The organism is Photorhabdus kayaii (genome assembly GCF_025384895.1).
GTDB classification, from domain to species: Bacteria; Pseudomonadota; Gammaproteobacteria; order Enterobacterales; family Enterobacteriaceae; genus Photorhabdus; species Photorhabdus kayaii.
In genome coordinates this window covers 1-21167 of the sequence record NZ_JAJAFZ010000048.1, presented here as the reverse complement: position 1 = coordinate 21167, position 21167 = coordinate 1, and the positions used below count along the sequence as shown (strand labels likewise).

Below are 21167 nucleotides of genomic sequence, written 5' to 3'. Positions count from 1 at the left end.
GAGGATCTGTCATACCTAAAATCAATCTTGCGATCTTTCTCCATTTCATTGGAAGGGAAGCTGTAAAACAAAATAGAAGGAATATGATATGAGTACGTCTGATACCACTCTTTATACTCAAACCCCAGCGGTCAGCGTGTTAGATAATCGCGGTCTGTCCATTCGTGATATCGGTTTTCACCGTATTGTAATCGGCGGGGATACTGATACCCGCGTCACCCGTTACCAGTATGATGTCCGTGGACACCTGAATCACAGCATTGACCCACGCTTGTATGATGCAAAACAGGCTGATAACTCGGTGAAGCCTAATTTTGTCTGGCAGCATGATTTGGTTGGTAATGCTTTGCGGATAGAGAGTGTCGATGCTGGCCGTACTGTTGCATTAAATGATATTGAAGGTCGTCCGGTAATGACGATGAATGCGGCGGGTGTTCGTCAGACTCGTCGCTATGAAGGCAACACGTTGCCCGGTCGCTTGTTATCTGTGAGCGAACAAGTTTTTGATCAGGAAACTTCTCAAGTAACAGAGCGCTTTATCTGGGCTGAGAATACTACAGAGGAGAAAGAGTATAACCTCTCTGGCTTGTGTATACGCCACTATGACACAGCGGGCGTTACTAGGTTGATAAGTCAGTCACTGGCTGGGGCTATTTTATCCCAATCTCACCAGTTGCTGGTTGAAGGGCAGGAGGTGAACTGGAGCGGTGACGATGAAACTGTTTGGCAGGGGATGCTGGCAAGTGAGGTTTATACGACACAAAGTACAACCAATGCCATAGGGGCTTTACTGACCCAAACCGATGCGAAAGGCAATATTCAGCGTCTGGCTTATGACATTGCCGGTCAGTTAAAAGGGAGTTGGTTGACCGTGAAAGGCCAGAATGAACAGGTGATTGTTAAGTCTCTGAGCTGGTCAGCCGCAGGTCATAAATTGCGTGAAGAGCATGGTAACGGCGTGATTACCGAGTACAGTTATGAACCGGAAACTCAACGTTTGATTGGTATTACCACCTTCCGTGCCGAAGAGAGTCAATCAGGAGCCAGAGTATTGCAGGATCTACGCTATGAGTATGATCCGGTGGGGAATGTCGTCAGTATCCATAATGATGCCGAAGCCACCCGCTTTTGGCGCAATCAAAAAGTGGAGCCTGAGAACCGTTATGTTTATGATTCTCTGTATCAGCTTATGAGTGCGACAGGGCGCGAAATGGCCAATATCGGCCAGCAAAGCAACCAACTTCCCTCACCCGCCATGCCTGTGCCTACAGACAACAACACTTATACCAATTACCTTCGTACCTATATTTATGACCGTGGCGGTAATTTGGTTCAGATCCGACACAGTTCACCCGCGACTCAAAATAGTTACACCACAGAGATGACCGTTTCAAGCCGCAGTAACCGGACGGTATTGAGTACATTAACGACAGATCCAACCCGAGTGGATGCGCTATTTGATTCCGGCGGTCATCAGAAAACGTTAATACCAGGACAAAATCTGGATTGGAATCTCCGTGGTGAATTGCAACGAGTAACCCCGGTGAGCCGCGAAAATAGCAGTGATAGTGAATGGTATCGTTATAGCAGTGATGGCGTGCGGCTGCTAAAAGTGAGTGAACAGCAGACGGGTAACAGCACTCAAGTACAACGGGTGACTTATCTTCCGGGATTAGAGCTGCGCATAACTGGAGTTGTAGATAAAACAACTCAAAATTTGCAGGTGATTACAGTCGGTGAAGCGGGTCGCGCACAGGTAAGGGTATTACACTGGGAAAGCGGTAAACCGGCAGATATCGATAACAATCAGGTGCGCTACAGTTACGATAATCTGCTCGGCTCCAGCCAGCTTGAACTGGATAGCGAAGGGCAGATTCTCAGTCAGGAAGAGTATTATCCGTATGGCGGCACCGCGCTATGGGCAGCGAAAAATCAGACAGAAGCCAGCTACAAATTTGTTCGTTACTCCGGTAAAGAGCGGGATGCCACCGGATTATATTATTACGGCTACCGCTATTATCAGCCTTGGGTGGGCCGATGGTTGAGTGTTGATCCGGCGGGAACCGTGGATGGGCTGAATTTGTACCGGATGGTGAGGAATAACCCCATCACATTGACTGACCATGACGGATTAGCACCGTCTCCGAACCGAAATCGGAATACATTTTGGTTTGCTTCATTTCTGTTTCGTAAACCTGATGAGGGAATGTCTGCGTCAATGAGACGGGGACAAAAAATTGGCAGAGCCATTGCCGGCGGGATTGCGATTGGGGGGCTTGCGGCTGCCATTGCCAGTACGGCTGGTGCGGCTATTCCCGTCATTCTGGGGGTTGCGGCCGTAGGCGCAGGGATTGGCGCATTGATGGGATATAACGTAGGTAGCCTTCTGGAAAAGGGTGGAGCATTACTTGCTCGACTCGTACAGGGAAAATCGACGTTAGTACAGTCAGCGGCGGGCGCGGCTGCCGGGGCGAGTTCAGCCGCGGCTTATGGTGCGCGGGCACAAGGTGTTGGTGTTGCATCAGCCGCCGGGGCGGTAACAGGGGCTGTGGGATCATGGATAAATAATGCTGACCGTGGGATAGGTGGCGCTATTGGGGCCGGGAGTGCGGTAGGCACCATTGATACCATGCTGGGGACTTCCTCTACCCTTACACATGAAATCGGGGCAGCGGCGGGTGGGGCTGCTGGTGGGATGATCACTGGTACGCAAGGGAGTACCAGAGCCGGGATTCATGCCGGTATTGGCACCTATTATGGCTCTTGGATTGGTTTTGGTTTAGATGTCGCCAGTAACCCCGCCGGACATTTAGCGAATTACGCGGTGGGTTATGCCGCGGGTTTGGGGGCGGAAATGGCGATCAACAGAGTAATAGGTGGCGGATTTTTGGGTAGGCTCTTAGGCCGGGCTGTCAGCCCATATGCCGCCGGTTTAGCCAGACAATTAGTACATTTCAGTGTAGCCAGACCTGTCTTTGAGCCTATATTTAGTGTTCTCGGCGGGCTTGCCGGTGGCATTGGAACTGGTCTGCACAGAGTGATGGGAAGAGACAGTTGGATTTCCAGAGGGCTAGGTGCTATCGGCAGTGGTATAGATAATATTGCTGGCATGATTGGTAATCAGATTAGAGGCAGGGTCCTGACCACCACAGGGATCGCCAATGCGATAGACTATGGAACCAGTGCGATAGGAGCTGCACGACGGGTTATTTCTTTGTAGTCAATATATTGTAGTAAACATTGCCAGAAATCTCCGTCCAATATTGGGCGGAGATTTCGAGTTAGGATGCGGTTACTTTAATATCAAAAACAATTTAATTTTTTAATGCGTTTATAATGCTCGTAGCTTGTTCTTTATCTTCTACCCCCATTCTGAATGAAGGACTTAAAGAAGTTTGAATAGTTGCCGTGACAAGATGAGTACCTTTAAATGATATTGTCATCTGGCCCTAAATAATCGATTTTATCGGTACAAGTGTGAGTTAAGATAAAATTGCCACCGGATGAAAAGGCAAATTTCAATCCCTCTTCTGCTTGTGTTTGTCTGTTTGAGTTATGTTTACCGGAGCACCCGGTTATTACAGAGAGAAGTAACATAATAACAAATAAATTTTTCATGATTCCAATCCTGTTATATTGAATAATCACCTTCAATATAATCTATACCCGTTATCTTTCAAGTTGCCTCTTTGTTGTCTGCACTCGTTTTTTGAATTTCGTATCATCTGTTGCTCCATTTTACTTAATCATCATCAATTTCATGTTATCACCTGATGTTCTGCTCAGATCTTTAAGGTTTATTATCGCCTGAGAAGGTCAGCGTGAGTATTGCTCCCTGACAGTGAGACAAGTCTGTTTTATTGGAGAAGATTATGGTGAGTCATACATCCGATTATCGTACAGATGTCCGCATTGTGGCGCATATACCGCTTAATAGGTCTGATAGCAATAAATTGCATTTCAGAAAATTAACTGGCAGTGAATCCTTGTCGCAACTGTATCAGTTTAAAGTAGAGTTTCTTTGTCCATGTCATGATCTCGATATGAAGTCATTGTTGGGTAAAAGTATGGCTTTGGAGATCCCTCTAATACAGGGTGGTTCCCGTTTCCTACATGGTGATATTACCCGTATTGAATATGTCGGACATCATTTACAGGAAGAAAATGATAAGTTATATATTTTCACGCTGCATCCTTCGCTCTGGTATTTGACACAAAACCGTGACTGCCGTATTTGGCAGGGGCAGAGTGTGCCGGATATTATTGCCGGTCTGTTGGCAGAATATCATGTTAATATAGAGAATCGTCTTAGTAGCCATTATCGTCAATGGGAATATTGTGTCCAATATCAGGAAAGTACTTTTGACTTTATCAGTCGATTAATGGAACACGAAGGCATCTACTATTATTTCAGGCATCATGAAAAGGGACATACTTTAATTCTAGCTGACTCGCCAAATGCCCATCAGCCATTTAATGATGATTATGTCCAAATCCCCTATTTAGCAACACGACCCGGTGTGGTTGATCACCAGGAAGGTATTATGTGCTGGCGCACAGCACAGGAAATTACGCCACGAGTTTATACGCTGGATGATTATGATTTCCGTAAACCTCGGGCGCATTTATTGGAAATATGCAGTAATCCAGCATCATGTGCGGTTAATAAGGCTGATGTTTTTGAATGGCCGGGACGCTATATCGACAATCAGCATGGTCAGTTTTATGCGCAAGTTCGCCAACAGGGATTTGAAGCGCGGCAACAACAGATGTACGGCAAGGCAACAGCATGCGGATTAGCGCCGGGATGTACTTTTACTTTACAAAACAGCCCTTGTCCACCGGATACACAGCCCTTTCTGGTGACGCATGCGGAATATGAATTATATGACTGTACGTTGTATGACGAATTGGATGGGAGTTGTTGGGACCAAGGACCGTTCCGAGCCGCATTTCACGCAATACCCGCTAATGTTATTTGGCGTCCGCAACGGACAACGCCTTGGCCGAAAACCTATGGTCCACAAACGGCGGAAGTCGCTGGTCCGGCGGGGGAAAGTATCTGGACCGACAAATATGGTCGCGTCAAATTGAAATTCCGTTGGGACAGATATAGCCAGCCGGATGATAGAAGTTCTTGTTGGGTGCGGGTTTCTAGCAGTTGGGCTGGTTGGAAATATGGCAGCTTACAAATTCCACGTATTGGTGAAGAGGTAGTGGTTGATTTTATCAACGGCGATCCGGATCGCCCGTTGGTGACTGGGCGAGTTTACAATGAGGAGTGCATGCCACCCTGGCAGTTACCCAATGATGCAACCCGAATGGGGTTTATGAGCCGCAGTAAGAAAGGCGGAGTAGAAAATGCCAGTTTTCTGTTCCTCGAAGATGCGCCGGGACGTGAATCATTCACCATGCACGCCGAACGCGACATGAATATCTCCGTTGAGCACGATAAAAATATCACCGTTGATGGTGTCTTAGCTCAGGAGATAAAAGGCGAAACTCATCTCAAGCATCATGGTGTGTGTCATACCCTGAAAATGATGCCGGATATACAAACTTTCCAATTGGGGAAGACTGCGATTATCGGCGCCGGTGGACGCGCAGATTTTATTGCGGGTGGCAGGTATGAACGTATTCAAGGTAAATCAGAAACGCAGGTCAGCCAGAGTATTAACCAGCACGCGGGAGAAGATATCAGCCATCATGCCTTGGGTAATATTCTGTTCGATGCCGGCAAGCAGATCATCTATGGCGACAGCCTATATCTCAATCGAGAAAGCAACGATCCCAATAATCAGGCACAGCAGAAGCTGATGACATTGCAGACATTAACCCCTGAAGAAATAGCGGAACGGGCATCCTTCATCGCCACAGTCGTTCGAGAAGATGCACCTCGATTGGCAAAATGCCTTTGGCGGTCACTGTACCGCAGAAAACCCGTTGGGTAAGGGAGATGAACCTGTTACTCGTGAGGGGGTATTGTGGCACCCATTACCTAATGTTGAACATCCGGATCAACTGCTACATTCACTGCATCAGCGTGTGCAGCCAGCTAGTTTCTCCCCCCTTGATTTTAGCTGGCCGCAACGTAGTCGCATGATGGGAAAAAAATACGATAAGCAGTGGCTGGCGCATGAATTCCCCGGTTTTGCCCGCGATACAGATTGGCACCTGTTCAATATGGCCGGATCGGATCAATGGCTGAGCGGACAACCCTGTCTGCCGTCGGGCGCCACTTGGTGTATCTGGAATATGCATCCCACTCAAGCCGTACAACAGGGAACGTTACCTTGCTGGCAAGCACGCTGTTTTATCACGCGTCAGCGTGGTGGAGAAATGCGCTTTGAGGAGCTTCACTTACGTGCTACCACGGTATGGTTTATTCCTCATCGGGAACGTATGGCACTCATTTGGCACGGTGCTTGTCCAATTAATGAAGATGATGCAGTGGATGTGCATCAAATGCTGGTGGCGATGGAGTTGGCACAGGCTGAGCGGCCGGTTGCTCATTACCAACAGGTGATGGCGCAACGGGCAGAGAAAGAGAAGGGGGCGCTTTTTACCCTGCGAGAACAGGATTTGATGGATGAAAGCCTGATTGCGCCTTGGATAGATAATGACGTACAGGTTACCCCCAGTGCGCTGGCAGAGACGATGACAAGGCGTGAAACTTATTTGCGTCGGCGGCATCAGACGAGAAGTGAGAAGCAAGAGCAGGATATTAATCAACTGCTTGCAGAATTGCCTCAGAAAGAGGGAAAAGCGCTCACTGCCGATAAGTTACCGGAGCTGGTTGCCAGCTTGGAACGACAGGCAGAACGGATACAACAGCGGGTTCAGAAGAAAAGTGCTGCATATGCAGCGGCTGAACGTGCCAGTGCTTCCCCGACTGGCCCGGCGAGTTACTACCGTATGCTGGACTTGTTGCATAAACAGTCACAGAAAACACCGGAAGGCCAAACACCAGAGGTGTTGAAACGTACGCAGCGTAGTTTACATCAGATGTATTTGCTATCTGCGGATACACGTCCGCCGGCAGGCAGATTACAGGGTGAACAGGCTGAGGTGTTACGTCGTCATGTGATGGCTTGCATGGCAACAAAACGCGATCTCAGTGGGATGGATCTAACGGGTGCTGATCTTTCTGGTTTGGATCTGCGGCGAGCTAATCTACAGCATACTCTGTTGGAAAATGCCAATCTGGATAACTGCTGTTTAGATGAAGCTGATCTCAGTGAAGCCATGCTGGCTTATGCCTCATTGAATAACACTTCGCTAAATGCGGCTTGTCTGAATAATGCTTCCCTGACCGGAGCGAAGTGCCACAACGGTTATTTTATCGGGGCACGTCTTGGCGGTGTGTTGTTGGAACAGGCAGAACTGGTCATGTGTGATTTTTCCCAAGCTGCTCTAAGTGATATTACGTTACGTCAGTGTACGTTGCATCATTGTCGTTTCCCTCAGGCGCGGTTGGAAAACTGCCTGTTTATGGATCTCATACCGGAAGCGCTGGATTTTAGCCATGCCTATTTAACGCGTGTGACGGTCATCAATGGTGGCTTTACCGCAGTTCGTTTCAACCATGCGGTGATGGAAAGTTGTACTTTTCTAAACAGCGCGTTAGATCATGCTCAGTACCAGCATGCCCATTTAGACAGTTGCGTGTTTACCGGTACAACGCATATTCGTGCTGGTCTGTTTCAGCATGCGCGGCTGACCAGTTGTAATTTTCGTCTCATTCTGCTTGAAGCGGCTGACTTTTCAGAGGCGGTACTACAAAACTGTGATTTCAGCGAAGCGGATCTCAGTTTTGCGCAAATGAGCGCCGTCAATGGCAGTCATTCACTGTTTATTCGCACCTTATTGACCAATAGTCATTTGCAGGACGCTAATCTGATGGGCGCGTTACTGCAAAAATCCCATTTAGCGGGCGCGGATTTGCGTCGTGCCAATCTGTTTCGTGCCGATATTTCTCAATCCAGTGTTGATGTGAATACGCAATTGCAGGGGGCTTTGCTTGATCAGTGCAAAACCCTGCCATGTGCCGGAGGCAAATTGATATGAAAACCTTAACGCCGGAACAATTGAGCGCGCTGATTTCCCAAGGGGAAATCATTCAGGATGTATCTCTGACGAGTGAGTTGCTGGCAGAGAGGGATCTGGCTGGTATGGTGTTTGTTAATGTTACCTTTGAAGGCGTTGAGTTCCGTTGTTGCAGACTTGATGAGACCGTTTTTCAGCAGTGTCAGTTATCATATACCTCTTTTCAGGGGATGACGCTGAAAGGGTGTTCATTTCAGCAATGTAATTTGTCGCAAGCCTGCTTTGATCGCACTCATCTGGATAACTGTATATTTCACGATTGCCAACTGGAACAGTTCTCTTTGCAAGATGCTGCACTAAATTCTACCTATTTCATCTCTTGCCAGCTTAATCGTGCACGTTTTGTCAACAGCACACTTGATAAAGTCACTTTGTACGATAGTGATATTCATAACGGTACTGTACATAATTGCCATTGTCAGAGTTTGACTTTGTTCGGTATGGATCTACGCAACGTGACCTTTACAGGCAGCCGGTTTGAACGAGGGGTGTTTGCCCATTGTGATCTGCGCGAAGGGAAGTTTCAAGGGCTCACCTTTTTGGCTTGCCAATTTACTGATAATCCGTTGGATCGTGCCGATTTTCGGCAGGCGATACTGACGCAAAGCTGCTTTAAAGGCGCATCACTGCGTGGCGCCTGTTTAGATGAGATAGAGGCCGAAGGGGCGCTATTTATTGAAAGTGATTTACGTGAAGCGCAGTGCCGGCAGGCAAAAATCAATCATGGCCAGTTTATTGCGGCCTGTCTACATCAAGCAGATTTCTCCCACAGCATGTTAGTCCAGAGTCAATGGCGCTATACGCAAGCGAATAGCTGCTCTTTTGTCGCCTGCGATTTGAGTTATGCCGATTTCAGTTGGGCGGATATCAGTCATGCGGATCTGCGCCAGGCGCGTTTTAAACGCACATTGATGCATCGGGCCTGTCAGCAGGGCAGTCGCTTTTCTGATCGTCGGGGGATTCTGGCGCGAGATGAGGCACTGTTTGCGGCAGAAACATGGAATGCGCGTGGTTAGCGCTTAACGGGATATCGGGATTTTTATTTATGAACGCAACGCAAAAATCATTTCTATTGGAGGTTAATCTTCCTCAACAGGCTGTCGGGCAAGTTGTTAATACTTTGTCAACAGGGGAAGTGGTCGTGGAGTATCAGCAGCGTGGCTGGCAATGTGGTGTCGCCATCAGTTGTTTGTTAATACCGCAAATCGGTGATGAGGTGCTGATTCATGGTGATGATAACCATCGGCTATGGGTGCTGGCGGTGTTAAGTCGGGCAGATGAACAGCAACCGGTGACGCTCACTGTTCCGGGAGATTTGCATATTGCTCCGCAAGGAGAATTGATGCTCCACAGTGCTGAACAGATCACTATTGATAGTCAATCTGTGCAGATTAGTGCGCAACAGAGTGATTGCCATATCACCCATATGCGTTACAGCGGTGATGAATTGACGGCTTGGGTCAATGTGGCCTGTCTGCTTGGCCGGCGTGTGGAAGCATTGTGGAAAACCGTGGTTCAAATCAGCCAGCGCGTATTGCGTAAGGTCGAACAGGCAGAGCATGTACGTGTTGGGCAACTGGATTGTCAGGCCCGCGATTATGTACGCTTACATGCACGTAATACCATCATTACGTCGCAGGCAGTGACAAAAGTGGATTCTGAACAGATTCATATGGGTTAAATAATGAGCAAAATACCAGAGAAAAACGCCGAGGTATGCCGTTCTCCTGCAATCTATGGCGGTTATCAGACTTGTCCTATGTTGCTTGAGCGTCTGACTGAGAATAGCAATGATGGGGAACAGGTATCATTTGGTAATAGCGCTCAACAGCTTCGTCTTTCGGTACTGCATAATTTGCAGGCTCTGCTTAACTGCGATCATTACTCCTCTGGAGTCGATCTTTCATCCTGGCCGCATGTTAGTACCAGTACGTTAAATTTTGGCATCCGGGCGCTGGCCGGAAAGTTTATTTCTCAGGTGAACTGGGAAAGTATTGAGTACGCGATACGTGAAGCCATTATCCATTTTGAACCGCGCATTATTCCGCAGGAATTAATCATCACGGGAATGCGGGGTGATCAGCAACTGAATGCTCACAATATTCTCTGTTTTGAAATCCGAGGACATCTGTTGGGTTTTTCTCGCCCATTAGCCTTCACTTTCAGTAGCCATGTTGATCTGGAAAACGGGCATTTTGAGCTGGTGGATGGAGGGTAAATCATGAATGAAAAATTACTGGAGTATTACAATCGCGAGTTGGCATGGCTGCGTGAAATGGGAGATGAATTTGCCCGTTATTATCCTGGCATTGCCGGGCGGTTAGGGATGCAGGGCAATGACATTACCGATCCTTACGTTGAGCGTTTGCTGGAGGGCGTTGCTTTTTTGACTTCGCGTATTCAACTCAAGATGGATGCTGAATTTCCTCGTTTCTCTGCCCAGTTGCTAGAAGCGCTTTATCCTAACTATCTTGCTGGCTTGCCTTCAATGGCAATTGTTGAATTACAACCAGATCCCACTAAGGGGGATTTGAGTAAAGGTTTTCTTGTGCCGCGTAGTTCATTGATGGAAAGTCAGGCACTGAAAAAGAAGGGGATCAGTTGCCGCTATCGTACCGCGCAGGATGTGACTTTGCAGCCGTTGCGTTTATTACAGGTGGAATTGGGGGGCGTATCCGCGGATATTCCTTTTTCTGCCCTTGGCGGTGCTGAGGCGCAGGGCACTTTGCGTATTCAGTTATCGTGCTTTGACAATGTGTCATTGGGTGAATTGCAATGTGATGCGTTGATGTTCTACCTCAGTGGCGGTGATATTCCCGCTTTACAACTATTAGAGTTACTGATGGTGCATTGTCAGGGGGTATTGTGCCAAATCCCCGGCAGTACTGTACAACGGTTATTGTTGCCTCCTCAGTCGCTGCGTCATGAGGGGGTTACTGCCGAGCAGGCGTTGTTGCCCGTTGATTTGCGTAATGTCGAAGCGTATCGCCTGTTGCAGGAATATTTTGCCTTTCCGGCCCGTTTCCAGTTTTTCAGCATCAGTGGCTTGCAGCCGTTGCTGGCGCAGGCCGGTAAACAACAGCGATTGGAAATTCAGATCCTGCTGGATGTACGTTCGCCACAGTTGGAAAAGGTGGTGGATGTTAGCCACTTGGCTCTACATTGTACCCCTGCTATCAATCTTTTTCCCCGTACCGCTGAACCGATGACGCTCAATGAACAGCAACATGAATACCATGTTGTGGTCGATAATATGCGTCCGCTTGATTATGAGGTTTTTTCTGTCACAGCATTACGTGGTATTGGTACTCAGCATGACAGCGACGACTATATTTTCCATCCTCTTTATCGCACCCAATGTAGTGATGCGTTAGTTAATGCGGGGTATTTTTCTATCCGCCGTGAATCGCGTCTGTTGCCACAACATGTGAACCGTTATGGCATGCGTTCTGATTATCTTGGCAGTGAGGTCTATCTCTCTTTGGCTGATGAGCATCATCCGCCTTGGCGCAGCGATTTGAAATATCTCAGTGCGGAAGTTCTGTGTACCAACCGTGATCTACCTTTATTACTGCAACGACAGGCGCAAGAGGGGCTGGTGATGCAGGATTCAGTTCCCGTTGCTGCTGTGCGGTTGCGTAAAGGCCCTACTGAACCTCGTCCGGCATTGGCAGAGAGTAGTGCCTGCTGGCAGTTGATCAATCAATTACAGTTCAATTATTTCAGCTTGCAGAATTGCGCCACTGAACAAGGTGAAGCGGAATTACGGCGGTTATTACGTTTTCATGCCAGTCAGGTTCACCTTATCCACTGGGGCGTTCACCTTTACTGCATTATGAACCCTTACGTTTGGGGCAACAGCCAGCATTATGCTTTGCGCCAGCAGAAATTGCGGCCATCGTCCCTTATCCAGATGGCACTTGTTATCAGATTAATATCAATAACTTTGGCCTGTTTGGCCCGAATGGGCCTCTGCCTTTACATGTCACCGAGTTTGCCTGGCAACGTCAGAAGCAACATAAAGATCATGCGTTGAGTGCCTTTTTCAATCTGTTTCAGCACCGTCTAATCACTCTGTTTTGGCGTGCATGGGCGGATGCTCAACCTTGCCTCTCTTTTGATCGCAGTGATAACCGCCGCTTCGATTATTTTTTTGCCAGCCTGATCGGCAGGGGCCATTGCCTCCGGCACCAGCGGACACACCACTATATGGTGGGGCATCTGACCCGCCAGTCGCGTAACTAAAGATGGCCTGTTGTGTCTGCTACGTTACCACTTTGGCTTGCCGGTGACATTGCATGAAAACCAGTTTCATTGGTTGACGATAAAGCGTGATGATCAGTTGCGGTTGCACAATGGTCATGCTGGTGCTCGGTTAGGCAGTACTACTCGTCTCGGTATTGCGGTGGCTGATGTGCAATATGCATTTTGTCTGGAACTTGGGCCGCTCTCTTGGCTGGTATATTAGCGTTTCTTACCGGCTTCACGGTTTGCAACATCCTGTTGTGATGAGCTGCGGCAATTGTGTGACTGGGTTCGGTGTTATGTCGGCCTTGAATATGCCTGGAAGCTCAGAGTTACGCTGGATCATCAACATTATCAAGGATGTTCGCTAGGAAGCGCTCAGTCTCTAGGGCAGAGCTGCTGGCTAGGGCTGAATATCCACCATCACGATCGCAGTGATTTCTGTTTTAGCCCAGATAACCCTGCGCAGTCATAGCAGACTGTACTTGTTTTCTTTATCTACCAATATGGACGAGGATGTTATGTTGGATATCAATCGCCAGTCACTGTTTAATAAACTGAATGCGCCGTTATTTCGAGCTTTGGACAGAGCCAGCACGTTTTGTAAATTGCGGGGCAATCCTTATGTGGAACTGGCGCACTGGTTGCATCAACTGATGCAGCAGGCAGCGGGTGATCTGCAACAGATCATGGGCTATTTTGCGCTGGATGAACAGCAAATGGCGCTGGATATTGTACAAGCGCTGGATACATTACCGCGTGGAGCCAGCGCGATTTCCGATCTCTCTACCCATATTGATGAAGCCGTGGAACGGGCTTGGGTATGTAGTTCTGTGACCTTTGCGGCAAGTGAGATCCGAGGGGCGCATCTATTGCTGGCACTGTTAACCACCTTTAATCTACGCCAACATCTATTGGCGATTTCTGCTCAGTTTGCTCAGATTAATGCGGAGAGTCTGGCACAGGATTTTACCCATATCCTGTGCGACAGTACGGAAAACAGCCTAATGAAAACCGCAGCGGCAGAGAGTGGGGAGAAGCAGTTTGCGTCCGACAGTGCGCTGCAATGTTATGCACAGGATATGACCGCACTGGCGCGAGCTGGACAAATTGATCCGGTCGTCGGACGGGATAAAGAGATCCGCCAACTGATTGATATTTTGTTACGTCGTCGGCAAAACAATCCGTTGATTACTGGTGAGGCGGGAGTGGGTAAAACGGCGCTGGTAGAAGGGTTGGCGCTACGGATTGCATCGGGTGATTTACCACCGTCATTGTGCCATGTTCAGCTCTGGTCGTTGGATATTGGCCGTTTAGAGGCAGGGGCCGGCATGAAGGGAGAATTTGAAGCACGTTTGCAGGCGGTGATTAACGAGGTTCAACAAAGCCCAGTTCCCATTATTCTATTTATTGACGAGATTCACATGCTAATTGGCGCCGGTGGCGCACAAGGAATAGGTGACGCGGCGAACCTGTTGAAGCCGGCTCTGGCGCGTGGACAGTTGCGTACTATTGGGGCGACCACTTGGGCAGAATACAAAAAGCACATTGAAAAAGATCCGGCGTTGACGCGACGTTTTCAGGTGTTGCAGGTTGCACAGCCGGACGAAGCATTAGCTTTACAGATGGTACGTAGCCTGTCCAGACAACTGGAGCGACATCATGGCGTGTTATTGCTGGATGAAGCGTTAGAAGCTGCGGTATCGCTCTCTCATCGTTATATTCCGGCCCGCCAGTTGCCCGATAAAGCAATAGCGCTGCTTGATACCACTTGCGCGCGGGTAGCGGTCAGTCAGCACAGCCAGCCGGCGGTATTGGAAGATTACCGCCGTCAGCTTGATGCACTTCAGATTGAATATGAGATTGTTTGCCGTGAACAGCAACTGGGTGGCGATGGCGATCATAGTGCACGTTTAGCACAGCTTGATGATCAACGTCATGAATTGCAGGCAGAGCAGCAGGTTGCACAGCGTTGGCAGGATGAAATGCGGTTGGCTCAGCAGATTATCAGCTTATGCCAGCAACTCATTGCTGATGATGAAATGTCGGCAGATGATGCGCCGCGTTTGTCTTGGCAGACACAATTACAGAATTGCCGACAACAATTGAGTTTATTGCAGGGGGAACAGCCATTAATTACGGTCGCAGTGGATGCCCACAGTGTTGCAGCCGTGGTTGCGGATTGGACTGGAATTCCTCTTGGCCTGATGGTGAAAAATGAAATCAGCATTGTCCAGAATTTGGAACATAGCTTGGAGCAACGGGTTATTGGTCAGCAACATGCGTTAAGTATCATCAGTGAACGGGTACGTACGGCGCGTGCACACTTGGGTGATCCCAATAAGCCGGTGGGGGTATTTCTGTTATGTGGCCCTTCTGGGGTAGGGAAAACCGAAACAGCGTTGGCATTGGCTGAAAATCTGTATGGTGGTGAGCAGAATCTGATCACTATCAACATGAGTGAGTTTCAGGAGTCACACAGTGTATCAACGTTGAAAGGGGCGCCGCCGGGATATGTTGGTTATGGTGAAGGTGGCGTGCTGACGGAGGCTGTTCGACGGCATCCATACAGTTTGGTGTTACTGGATGAGGTGGAAAAAGCACATCCTGATGTACATGAGCTGTTTTTTCAGGTGTTCGATAAAGGCTGGATGGAAGATGGAGAAGGTTGTCGCATTGATTTCCGCAATACGTTAATCATACTGACCTCGAATGTGGGTAGTCAGGAGGTTATCAGTGCCTGTACCCGGCAGGATGGTTTGCTGGATGTGGAAATGTTGACGCAGCAGTTACGTCAACCGCTGCTACGGATATTTCCTGCCGCTCTACTTGGCCGTCTGACGGTCATTCCTTTCTTGTCATTGAGTGATGAAATGCTGGAAAAGATTGTACAATTGCAATTGACGAGGGTAGCCCAACGCCTGTGGGAAAATTATGGTATTGAAGCGCAATTTGATCGCCGAGTGACACAACAGATTATGGCTTGTTGTATGGAACAGGAATCTGGTGCTCGCAGGATTGATTCCATTATTACTAATATTTTATTGCCGCAGATGAGTCGTAAATTGCTGACGGCAACGATGGAGAATCAACGTTATTCGCAATTGAAAGTCGCTTGGGAGAATGCGGCATTTCAGTGTTATTTTTGTTGAGATTGCCATATGTGCATAAAAACTTAAGCCTATATATCCGTTATCTTTCAAATTGCCTCTTTGTTGGCTGCACTCGTTCACCCCGGTCACATCGTTCGCTATGCTCCCGGGGATTTGCTCCCTTGCTATCGCGATGCATCTTGAAATCCATAGGGTATAATACAGTTAGAAAACTGATGAGAAACTTACCTGAACCAATATATCGGCTGAGATCTTTTCAAAGGTTGCAAAACAGGTTTTAAAGTCGTGGGGTTGTTGATTGTAAACCATGGAGCTACATAAGCCTCAAAGCGTTGAGCGTACTTTTTATTGTTTTTTAGTTGTATTTTTCATTTATTACTTTAATAATTTATTATATATAAGTGAGATGATTAATTTTCATAGAAAATGATCTGTTGAGAAAAATAGTTGTGAGCTATGGTGAGCAATTGCATCACGAGCAAATTTGAAGTTAATAGTGATATTGGTTTGGCGGGCTAAAATAATGAGTAGGAAAACTGTGTATATTGAGCTGATAGAATTTTTGGGTAGTGAATATTGAGATCAACCTGTCTGTTATATAATCCATTATTACGCAAAGTGCTAACCCAGAAGTCGGCACTTTGTTATTAACTGGTTTATACCCGTTATCTTTCTCCAAAAGTTCTTTGGTTTTGTTATTAATCATCACTGCTGTCGAAAACAGCATTTAATTTTTGTTGGTAAACGCTAAGGAAAAAAGCGTTGAATAACGTTGACGATTGTTGGCGTATCTCTTCGGTGGTTTGTTGATAACGGTCAGTAAAGTTATCCCATAACCTTGCTTTACGGTGTTGTGTGTTATTCAGGGGCCAGAAGTGGGCTGCCGGGACACTGTTTTCGTCGTAGGACGGATCAAAGCGATTTATTATGGTGTTAAGACAATAGAAAAGTGCTTCTTTCATTGCCTGTTCATGTCCGCCTAACATGGGGTATGTTTGTGGTGTGGTCATGTCGTTGGTTGTAGATGCGGAGGGTTCTGTTTTGAATAGGCATAATGGATCGAGTTGTTTTATCTGCTCTTCCCATAGCTGTAGCGGTGTGGTAGAGCGGTAGGTATTTGGCTGAAACAGGGCATGACTGTTGGTGCGTTGGCATTGAGTGGTAAAGAGTTCTATTGGATCAATAGGGCGGGTAGCGAGTTGATCAAGAGTTTGCAGGATCTCTGTTTCTGGTGACGAAAAATTGGCCGCAGAGAGTTGATCACTCGCTTTTTGGTTTTCTTTGGCGGGTAATGTTGTATTTAATTCATCCCATACCGCCTCAGAAAGATCGGCTTTTGTTATTTCCTGTTTGACGGAATGATATTTTTCCATTTCTATTTCGTTCACAGTTAGATAATAATCACCAATTTTGAGCTTATTATTTTCTTGCAGAGATGCGGTTTCTCCACGCGCTAATGGAATATTGTTAATCATCATGAAGGCCGTTCCAATATTAGTAATAGTGCAGACACCTTGGGCAGAAATATTTATACTGGCTTGTAATGCCGAAATACAACTATTTAGATCTGGCAACACAAAATGATTATTTTCGCTGGTGCCGATAGTTCCTCCGGGAGGATAAAAAATATGACTGCTATTGGCTGCCATATTGCCTGATGGAGGATTGATAAGGGTTATTTTCATAACAACGTTGCTTATTATATTGAGTAATAATTTACCCTTCCGCCACGAAAAAGGGATGCAGCATCCTAAAGGATACGAACATAGCGTATTCCGGGCGGAAGGTTATTTTTTACTGATTTAGTTATCAGTGCGTGTTTTCTTATTTACTGGTGTTCTTTTGGGTATCCCAATTAAATTCTACATTGGCACCACTTTTTCCTTGGTTATCTTGTTCTTTATAAACCACTTTGGCGATATTTGGTGAAAAGCTGTATTTCACGCCAATAGTGCCGGGTATAATGGCTGTTGAACCTTCTGTTAAATGTGGAATATCGCGGTTAAAGTCAACCAGTTCAATGCTGTCAAGCAATGCACTACCAAGCGTAATCGTGGTGAACTCTTGTTGTTCGCCTCCTGCTTTACGCATGGTTAGCTTTACTTCCGGCAGATGAACGCCTTGTGCTAATTTCTGCATTAACGTTGGCATTGCCTTATCCATCCGGGCATAGACCACCAGAGAGTGTACTTTGGCGCGTCCGCTGCCACCACCACCGCCACTACCGGTTTCTACTGGTTGTGATAGTTTCCATTCAAAGGTATGCACATCAATACCGTTAGGATGATTGCTATCTTTACATTCACCGGAGACATCTTTGATATCCAAATAGATGCTGTTGTTCATGATCACATTCCTTATTTAGTCATTTTCAGAATTAACCACCACTCTGTTTTAGAGAGGGCAGTTTTGATACCAGCCGCAGGGAAACCGTTAATCCCTCCAGTTGATAGTGGGGACGCAGGAAGAATTTGGCTTGATAATATCCGGGGTTATCTTCCTGTTCGATGACCTGTACTTCAGCCGCTGCTAGTGGTTTGCGCGCTTTGGTCTGTTGTGAGGAGTTGGCGGGATCGCCGTCAACATAGTTGATGATCCATTTATTTAGCCAGCGTTCAATGTCGTCGCGGCTCTGAAATGATCCCACTTTGTCACGCACAATACATTTCAGATAGTGTGCAAATCGGCAGCAGGCAAACAGATAAGGTAAGCGAGCGGCCAGATTAGCGTTTGCTGTGGCGTCGGCATCCATATATTCCGCAGGTTTTTGCAGTGATTGTGCGCCGATAAATGCCGCAAAATCGGAGTTTTTACGGTAAACCAACGGGATAAAGCCGTTTTTTGCTAACTCAGCTTCACGACGATCACTGATAGCAATTTCCGTTGGGCATTTGATATCCAAACCACCATCATCTGTCGGAAAAGTGTGACAGATCAGTTTATCCACTGCTCCGCCTGATTCGACGCCCCGGATGGATGCACACCAGCCATATTCTTTAAAGGAACGGTTAATGTTCACCGCCATCGCATAGGCTGCATTGCTCCAGACATAGTTACTGTGGGTAGCTCCTGCGGTTTTTTCTTCAAAATCGAATCTTTCAACGGGATTAGTGCTGATACCGTAAGGTAAACGTGCCAGAAAACGTGGCATGACCAAGCCAATGTAACGAGCATCTTCCGATTCGCGCAGACTACTCCAGGAAGCATATTCCGTGTTGCTGACTAAATAGAGCAGACCACGCCATGCACCCTCCAGTGCTTGAAAATCAGCGTGATGGAGAATTTCGTTGATTTGTTGCGAAAGTTTGTTGTCAATGGCGGCAATCAGTACCTGAATGGTGCTGAAAGTGTCGCTCGATAAGGTCAGACTGTTTTCCAGCGCTTGATGTGCCAGAGTTTTAACGGCGTTTTCCACGGCGAGGCGTGCCTGATCTGTTTTAGGGCGAAATTCTTTCCTGAGTAACGCATTAAGTTCACTCTGATTGTAGTGAGTCGTTTGGCTGGAGTTTTCACCAGCTAAGTGGATTTCAGGCTGGCTCATGGCTGTCTCCCTGCTCTTGTTTTGCTGCTGGATTTGTGGATTCTGTGTTGTTCAGCGGTGCAGTACTTAACGATTTCAGTAATGCCGGATCTTGTAGGATAGTCGCGATTAGCTCTTCGGCTCCGCTTTTGCCATCCATATAAGACAGTAGGTTAGCCAGTTGAGTACGTGCTTCCAGGAGCTGATTAAGTGGTTCAACCTGACGTGCTATCGCATCAGGTAGAAAATCATCCATTGTGTTGAAAGTGAGAGCGACTTGAATTTTCCCTTCACCGCTCAAGGTGTTGTCCACCGGAAAGGCAACGCTTGGGAGTAGTGATTTCATGCGGTCATCGAAATTATCAACATCAATGTCGAGAAACTTTCGCTGACTGAGTGGAGGAAGTTGATCAGCAGATTTTCCAGCTAAGTCCGACATCACTCCCATGACAAAAGGGAGTTGAACCTTACGTTCATCACCGTATAGTTCGACGTCGTATTCAATTTGTACTCGTGGTGCACGATTACGGGCGATGAATTTTTGCCCGCTGTTTGATCCTGACATAGTATTCTCCATCGACAAAATCAGTAGTTATGAGTCATTGACGGAGTAACAGCGGCTTTTCCAGCGTATTACCCCCCATTTTGCTGTCTCCTCAGCTCGCGTTATGTCTGCTTTTTACAGCCCAAAAAGTGTTCAAGTTGATCGACAGCCTCTGGAGCAAGATTGCGCATAATATTCATAAAATCCTGGTTAATGAGATGTTTCACTCGTGCAATCATCAATGGTGCTGGATGACTGGATTCATGTAATAGAAAGTACTGCCGTACCGCTTCCAGCGCTTGTTGAGCCTGTTCACGATTCTGGATACTGGATGGCTGCCAGCTATTGGATAGGCTTGGTTGGTGCGTATTGTTACCATTGCCCGGTAGGGGATGTTGGCTATCCTCCTCAATTTGAGCAGTATCGGGTTGCGGGGCGAGAAGCTGTACCAGATGGTGAAATATTGCCATTTGACGGCGCATATCTGGCAGACCACTGTCACCAAGATGGCTACGTAATGTGTTAATCAGGCATTGCAGGGTGGCGGCTATTTGTGGGATTAGCTTTATCACCGGTGCTTCACCTTGCTGTAATTCAGCAATCAGAAGATCTATCCCACCGGGAAATGGACTCTCTTCCGTGTTACTGCCATCCAGACATTTCATGATATCTGCCACGGTGAGGATTATCCCATTCCTGCGGGCGAATTCGCACAGACGCACCTGTTTAGCCAGCGCAAAACCATCACCTAGCCCCTGTAATGCGTTAATACGCATCAGTGGGTCTGGTTCACCATCTTGTTTTACGGCGGGCCACAAGGTTTCCCAATAACGCGCAACTGTCTGTTCCAATAACATCAGACCTTGTGCATATCCAACCAAGCCGTATTGGCGGCACCAGGCTTGCATGAGCAGGATAATAATGTGCAGATCTTTGCTGCGTGCTAGCAGAGCAAGTGCGCTTTTCTCTATCTGTCGCCAGTCAGGTTCCTGTGTCGGAATGATAAAGTCGCCGAATTGCTGTTCAGCTTTTCCCTGCGACAATTGAATCAGATGTATGAATTCAGCGCTTGTAGTGGTCAACTAATTCCGGACAGTAAATTAGAGAGAGCCTCAGCTTTTGCCGGTGGCACCCCCTCGTTGAACTGATGTGGCCGACTCCAGTTGTCATAATCCATCAGGTAAAAACTTATATCCCGCTGGGCTTCTGCTCTGGTCATATAACCGGTTACAGGCATCCATTCTGATTTCAAGCTTCTAAACAGCCTTTCCATTGGGGCATTATCCCAGCAATTGCCACGGCGGCTCATACTTTGCGTCATGCGATAACGCCACAGCCTTTGCCGGAATGAATGGCTGGCATATTGGCTACCCTGGTCTGAATGGAACATCACGTTTTGCGGTCTGCCGCGTTGCTCGTATGCCATGTCCAGTGCTTTAACCACTCAATCCGCATCCGGCTTTGCCGATAATGCCCAGCCAACCACTCGACGACAGTATAAATCCAGTACCACAGCCAGATAATGCCAGCCGCCTTCTGCCCAGATATAGGTAATATCACCGCACCAGACACTATCTGGCGCGCTAACGTCAAATTCCCTATTGAGATGATTCGGGATATCTGACCGTTCAGTCCGGGC

14 protein-coding genes and 3 pseudogenes are annotated in these 21167 nt (G+C 47.4%); 10 read left to right on the top strand and 7 right to left on the bottom strand.

All coding sequences use genetic code 11. The features are described from left to right. The first annotated feature begins 88 nt into the window (after positions 1 to 88). Entirely contained in the window at positions 89 to 3220 is a 3132-nt protein-coding gene (tccC, locus tag LGZ98_RS16505) for an insecticidal toxin complex protein TccC (RefSeq protein ID WP_113043486.1), read from the top strand. Between the two features lie 206 nt (positions 3221 to 3426). On the opposite strand, the gene LGZ98_RS16500 is transcribed toward tccC, so the two are convergent. Continuing rightward, entirely contained in the window at positions 3427 to 3618 is a 192-nt protein-coding gene (locus tag LGZ98_RS16500) for a hypothetical protein (protein ID WP_262978298.1), read from the bottom strand. 257 nt (positions 3619 to 3875) lie between these two features. On the opposite strand from LGZ98_RS16500, the gene LGZ98_RS16495 reads away from it, so the two are divergent. From LGZ98_RS16495 to tssH, 9 genes and pseudogenes are all read left to right on the top strand, one after another. Next, complete coding sequence (locus LGZ98_RS16495) at positions 3876 to 5951, top strand: type VI secretion system Vgr family protein (RefSeq protein ID WP_262978297.1); 2076 nt, start codon at positions 3876 to 3878, stop codon at positions 5949 to 5951. Next, positions 5890 to 8067, top strand: coding sequence for a DUF2169 family type VI secretion system accessory protein (locus LGZ98_RS16490; RefSeq protein ID WP_113043483.1), 2178 nt, complete (start codon positions 5890 to 5892; stop codon positions 8065 to 8067). Before LGZ98_RS16495 ends, LGZ98_RS16490 begins: the two co-directional genes overlap by 62 nt. After that, on the top strand, positions 8064 to 9122 hold the full coding sequence (locus tag LGZ98_RS16485) for a pentapeptide repeat-containing protein (RefSeq protein WP_262978296.1): 1059 nt from the start codon (positions 8064 to 8066) through the stop codon (positions 9120 to 9122). The genes LGZ98_RS16490 and LGZ98_RS16485 overlap by 4 nt, the downstream gene beginning before the upstream one ends. A 29-nt stretch (positions 9123 to 9151) precedes the next feature. Then, on the top strand, positions 9152 to 9787 hold the full coding sequence (locus LGZ98_RS16480) for a DUF3540 domain-containing protein (protein WP_262978295.1): 636 nt from the start codon (positions 9152 to 9154) through the stop codon (positions 9785 to 9787). 3 nt (positions 9788 to 9790) lie between these two features. Beyond that, positions 9791 to 10324: a type VI secretion system baseplate subunit TssE gene (gene tssE / locus LGZ98_RS16475; protein WP_113043480.1), complete on the top strand. Its 534-nt coding sequence runs from the start codon at positions 9791 to 9793 to the stop codon at positions 10322 to 10324. 3 nt (positions 10325 to 10327) lie between these two features. Then, positions 10328 to 11887: pseudogene (tssF, locus tag LGZ98_RS16470) on the top strand (type VI secretion system baseplate subunit TssF); the annotation flags it as partial. Positions 11888 to 11955: 68 nt separating this feature from the next. Then, the gene (locus LGZ98_RS16465; RefSeq protein ID WP_262405166.1) at positions 11956 to 12351 is read left to right on the top strand and encodes a type VI secretion system baseplate subunit TssG; all 396 of its coding nucleotides are present in this window, start codon (positions 11956 to 11958) and stop codon (positions 12349 to 12351) included. Positions 12352 to 12361: 10 nt separating this feature from the next. Then, positions 12362 to 12826, top strand: a pseudogene (locus tag LGZ98_RS16460) (type VI secretion system baseplate subunit TssG). A 46-nt stretch (positions 12827 to 12872) separates the two neighbouring features. Continuing rightward, entirely contained in the window at positions 12873 to 15503 is a 2631-nt protein-coding gene (gene tssH, locus LGZ98_RS16455) for a type VI secretion system ATPase TssH (RefSeq protein WP_113043477.1), read from the top strand. A gap of 659 nt (positions 15504 to 16162) precedes the next feature. On the opposite strand, the gene LGZ98_RS16450 is transcribed toward tssH, so the two are convergent. From LGZ98_RS16450 to LGZ98_RS16425, 6 genes and pseudogenes are all read right to left on the bottom strand, one after another. Further along, positions 16163 to 17149 carry a type VI secretion system-associated FHA domain protein gene (locus LGZ98_RS16450; RefSeq protein WP_113043476.1) on the bottom strand — a complete coding sequence of 329 codons (987 nt, stop codon included), beginning with the start codon at positions 17147 to 17149 and terminating at the stop codon, positions 16163 to 16165. Between the two features lie 139 nt (positions 17150 to 17288). Next, complete coding sequence (locus tag LGZ98_RS16445) at positions 17289 to 17810, bottom strand: Hcp family type VI secretion system effector (RefSeq protein ID WP_113043475.1); 522 nt, start codon at positions 17808 to 17810, stop codon at positions 17289 to 17291. Between the two features lie 31 nt (positions 17811 to 17841). Beyond that, positions 17842 to 19005: a type VI secretion system contractile sheath large subunit gene (tssC, locus tag LGZ98_RS16440; RefSeq protein ID WP_113043474.1), complete on the bottom strand. Its 1164-nt coding sequence runs from the start codon at positions 19003 to 19005 to the stop codon at positions 17842 to 17844. After that, entirely contained in the window at positions 18992 to 19549 is a 558-nt protein-coding gene (gene tssB / locus LGZ98_RS16435) for a type VI secretion system contractile sheath small subunit (protein ID WP_113043473.1), read from the bottom strand. The genes tssC and tssB overlap by 14 nt, the downstream gene beginning before the upstream one ends. A gap of 101 nt (positions 19550 to 19650) precedes the next feature. Then, a complete protein-coding gene (locus tag LGZ98_RS16430) occupies positions 19651 to 20610 on the bottom strand; it encodes a type VI secretion system protein TssA (protein ID WP_113043472.1) in 960 nt (319 codons plus the stop codon). Then, a pseudogene (locus LGZ98_RS16425) lies at positions 20607 to 21167 on the bottom strand (IS3 family transposase); the annotation flags it as partial. The gene LGZ98_RS16430 and the pseudogene LGZ98_RS16425, both read right to left, overlap by 4 nt.

Coding starts and splice junctions, on each gene's coding strand:
- tccC (WP_113043486.1), top strand. CDS start 89: ATGAGTACGTCTGATACCACTCTTTATACTCAAACCCCAGCGGTCAGC.
- LGZ98_RS16500 (WP_262978298.1), bottom strand. CDS start 3,618: ATGAAAAATTTATTTGTTATTATGTTACTTCTCTCTGTAATAACCGGG.
- LGZ98_RS16490 (WP_113043483.1), top strand. CDS start 5,890: ATGCACCTCGATTGGCAAAATGCCTTTGGCGGTCACTGTACCGCAGAA.
- LGZ98_RS16485 (WP_262978296.1), top strand. CDS start 8,064: ATGAAAACCTTAACGCCGGAACAATTGAGCGCGCTGATTTCCCAAGGG.
- LGZ98_RS16480 (WP_262978295.1), top strand. CDS start 9,152: ATGAACGCAACGCAAAAATCATTTCTATTGGAGGTTAATCTTCCTCAA.
- tssE (WP_113043480.1), top strand. CDS start 9,791: ATGAGCAAAATACCAGAGAAAAACGCCGAGGTATGCCGTTCTCCTGCA.
- tssH (WP_113043477.1), top strand. CDS start 12,873: ATGTTGGATATCAATCGCCAGTCACTGTTTAATAAACTGAATGCGCCG.
- LGZ98_RS16450 (WP_113043476.1), bottom strand. CDS start 17,149: ATGAAAATAACCCTTATCAATCCTCCATCAGGCAATATGGCAGCCAAT.
- LGZ98_RS16445 (WP_113043475.1), bottom strand. CDS start 17,810: ATGAACAACAGCATCTATTTGGATATCAAAGATGTCTCCGGTGAATGT.
- tssC (WP_113043474.1), bottom strand. CDS start 19,005: ATGAGCCAGCCTGAAATCCACTTAGCTGGTGAAAACTCCAGCCAAACG.
- tssB (WP_113043473.1), bottom strand. CDS start 19,549: ATGTCAGGATCAAACAGCGGGCAAAAATTCATCGCCCGTAATCGTGCA.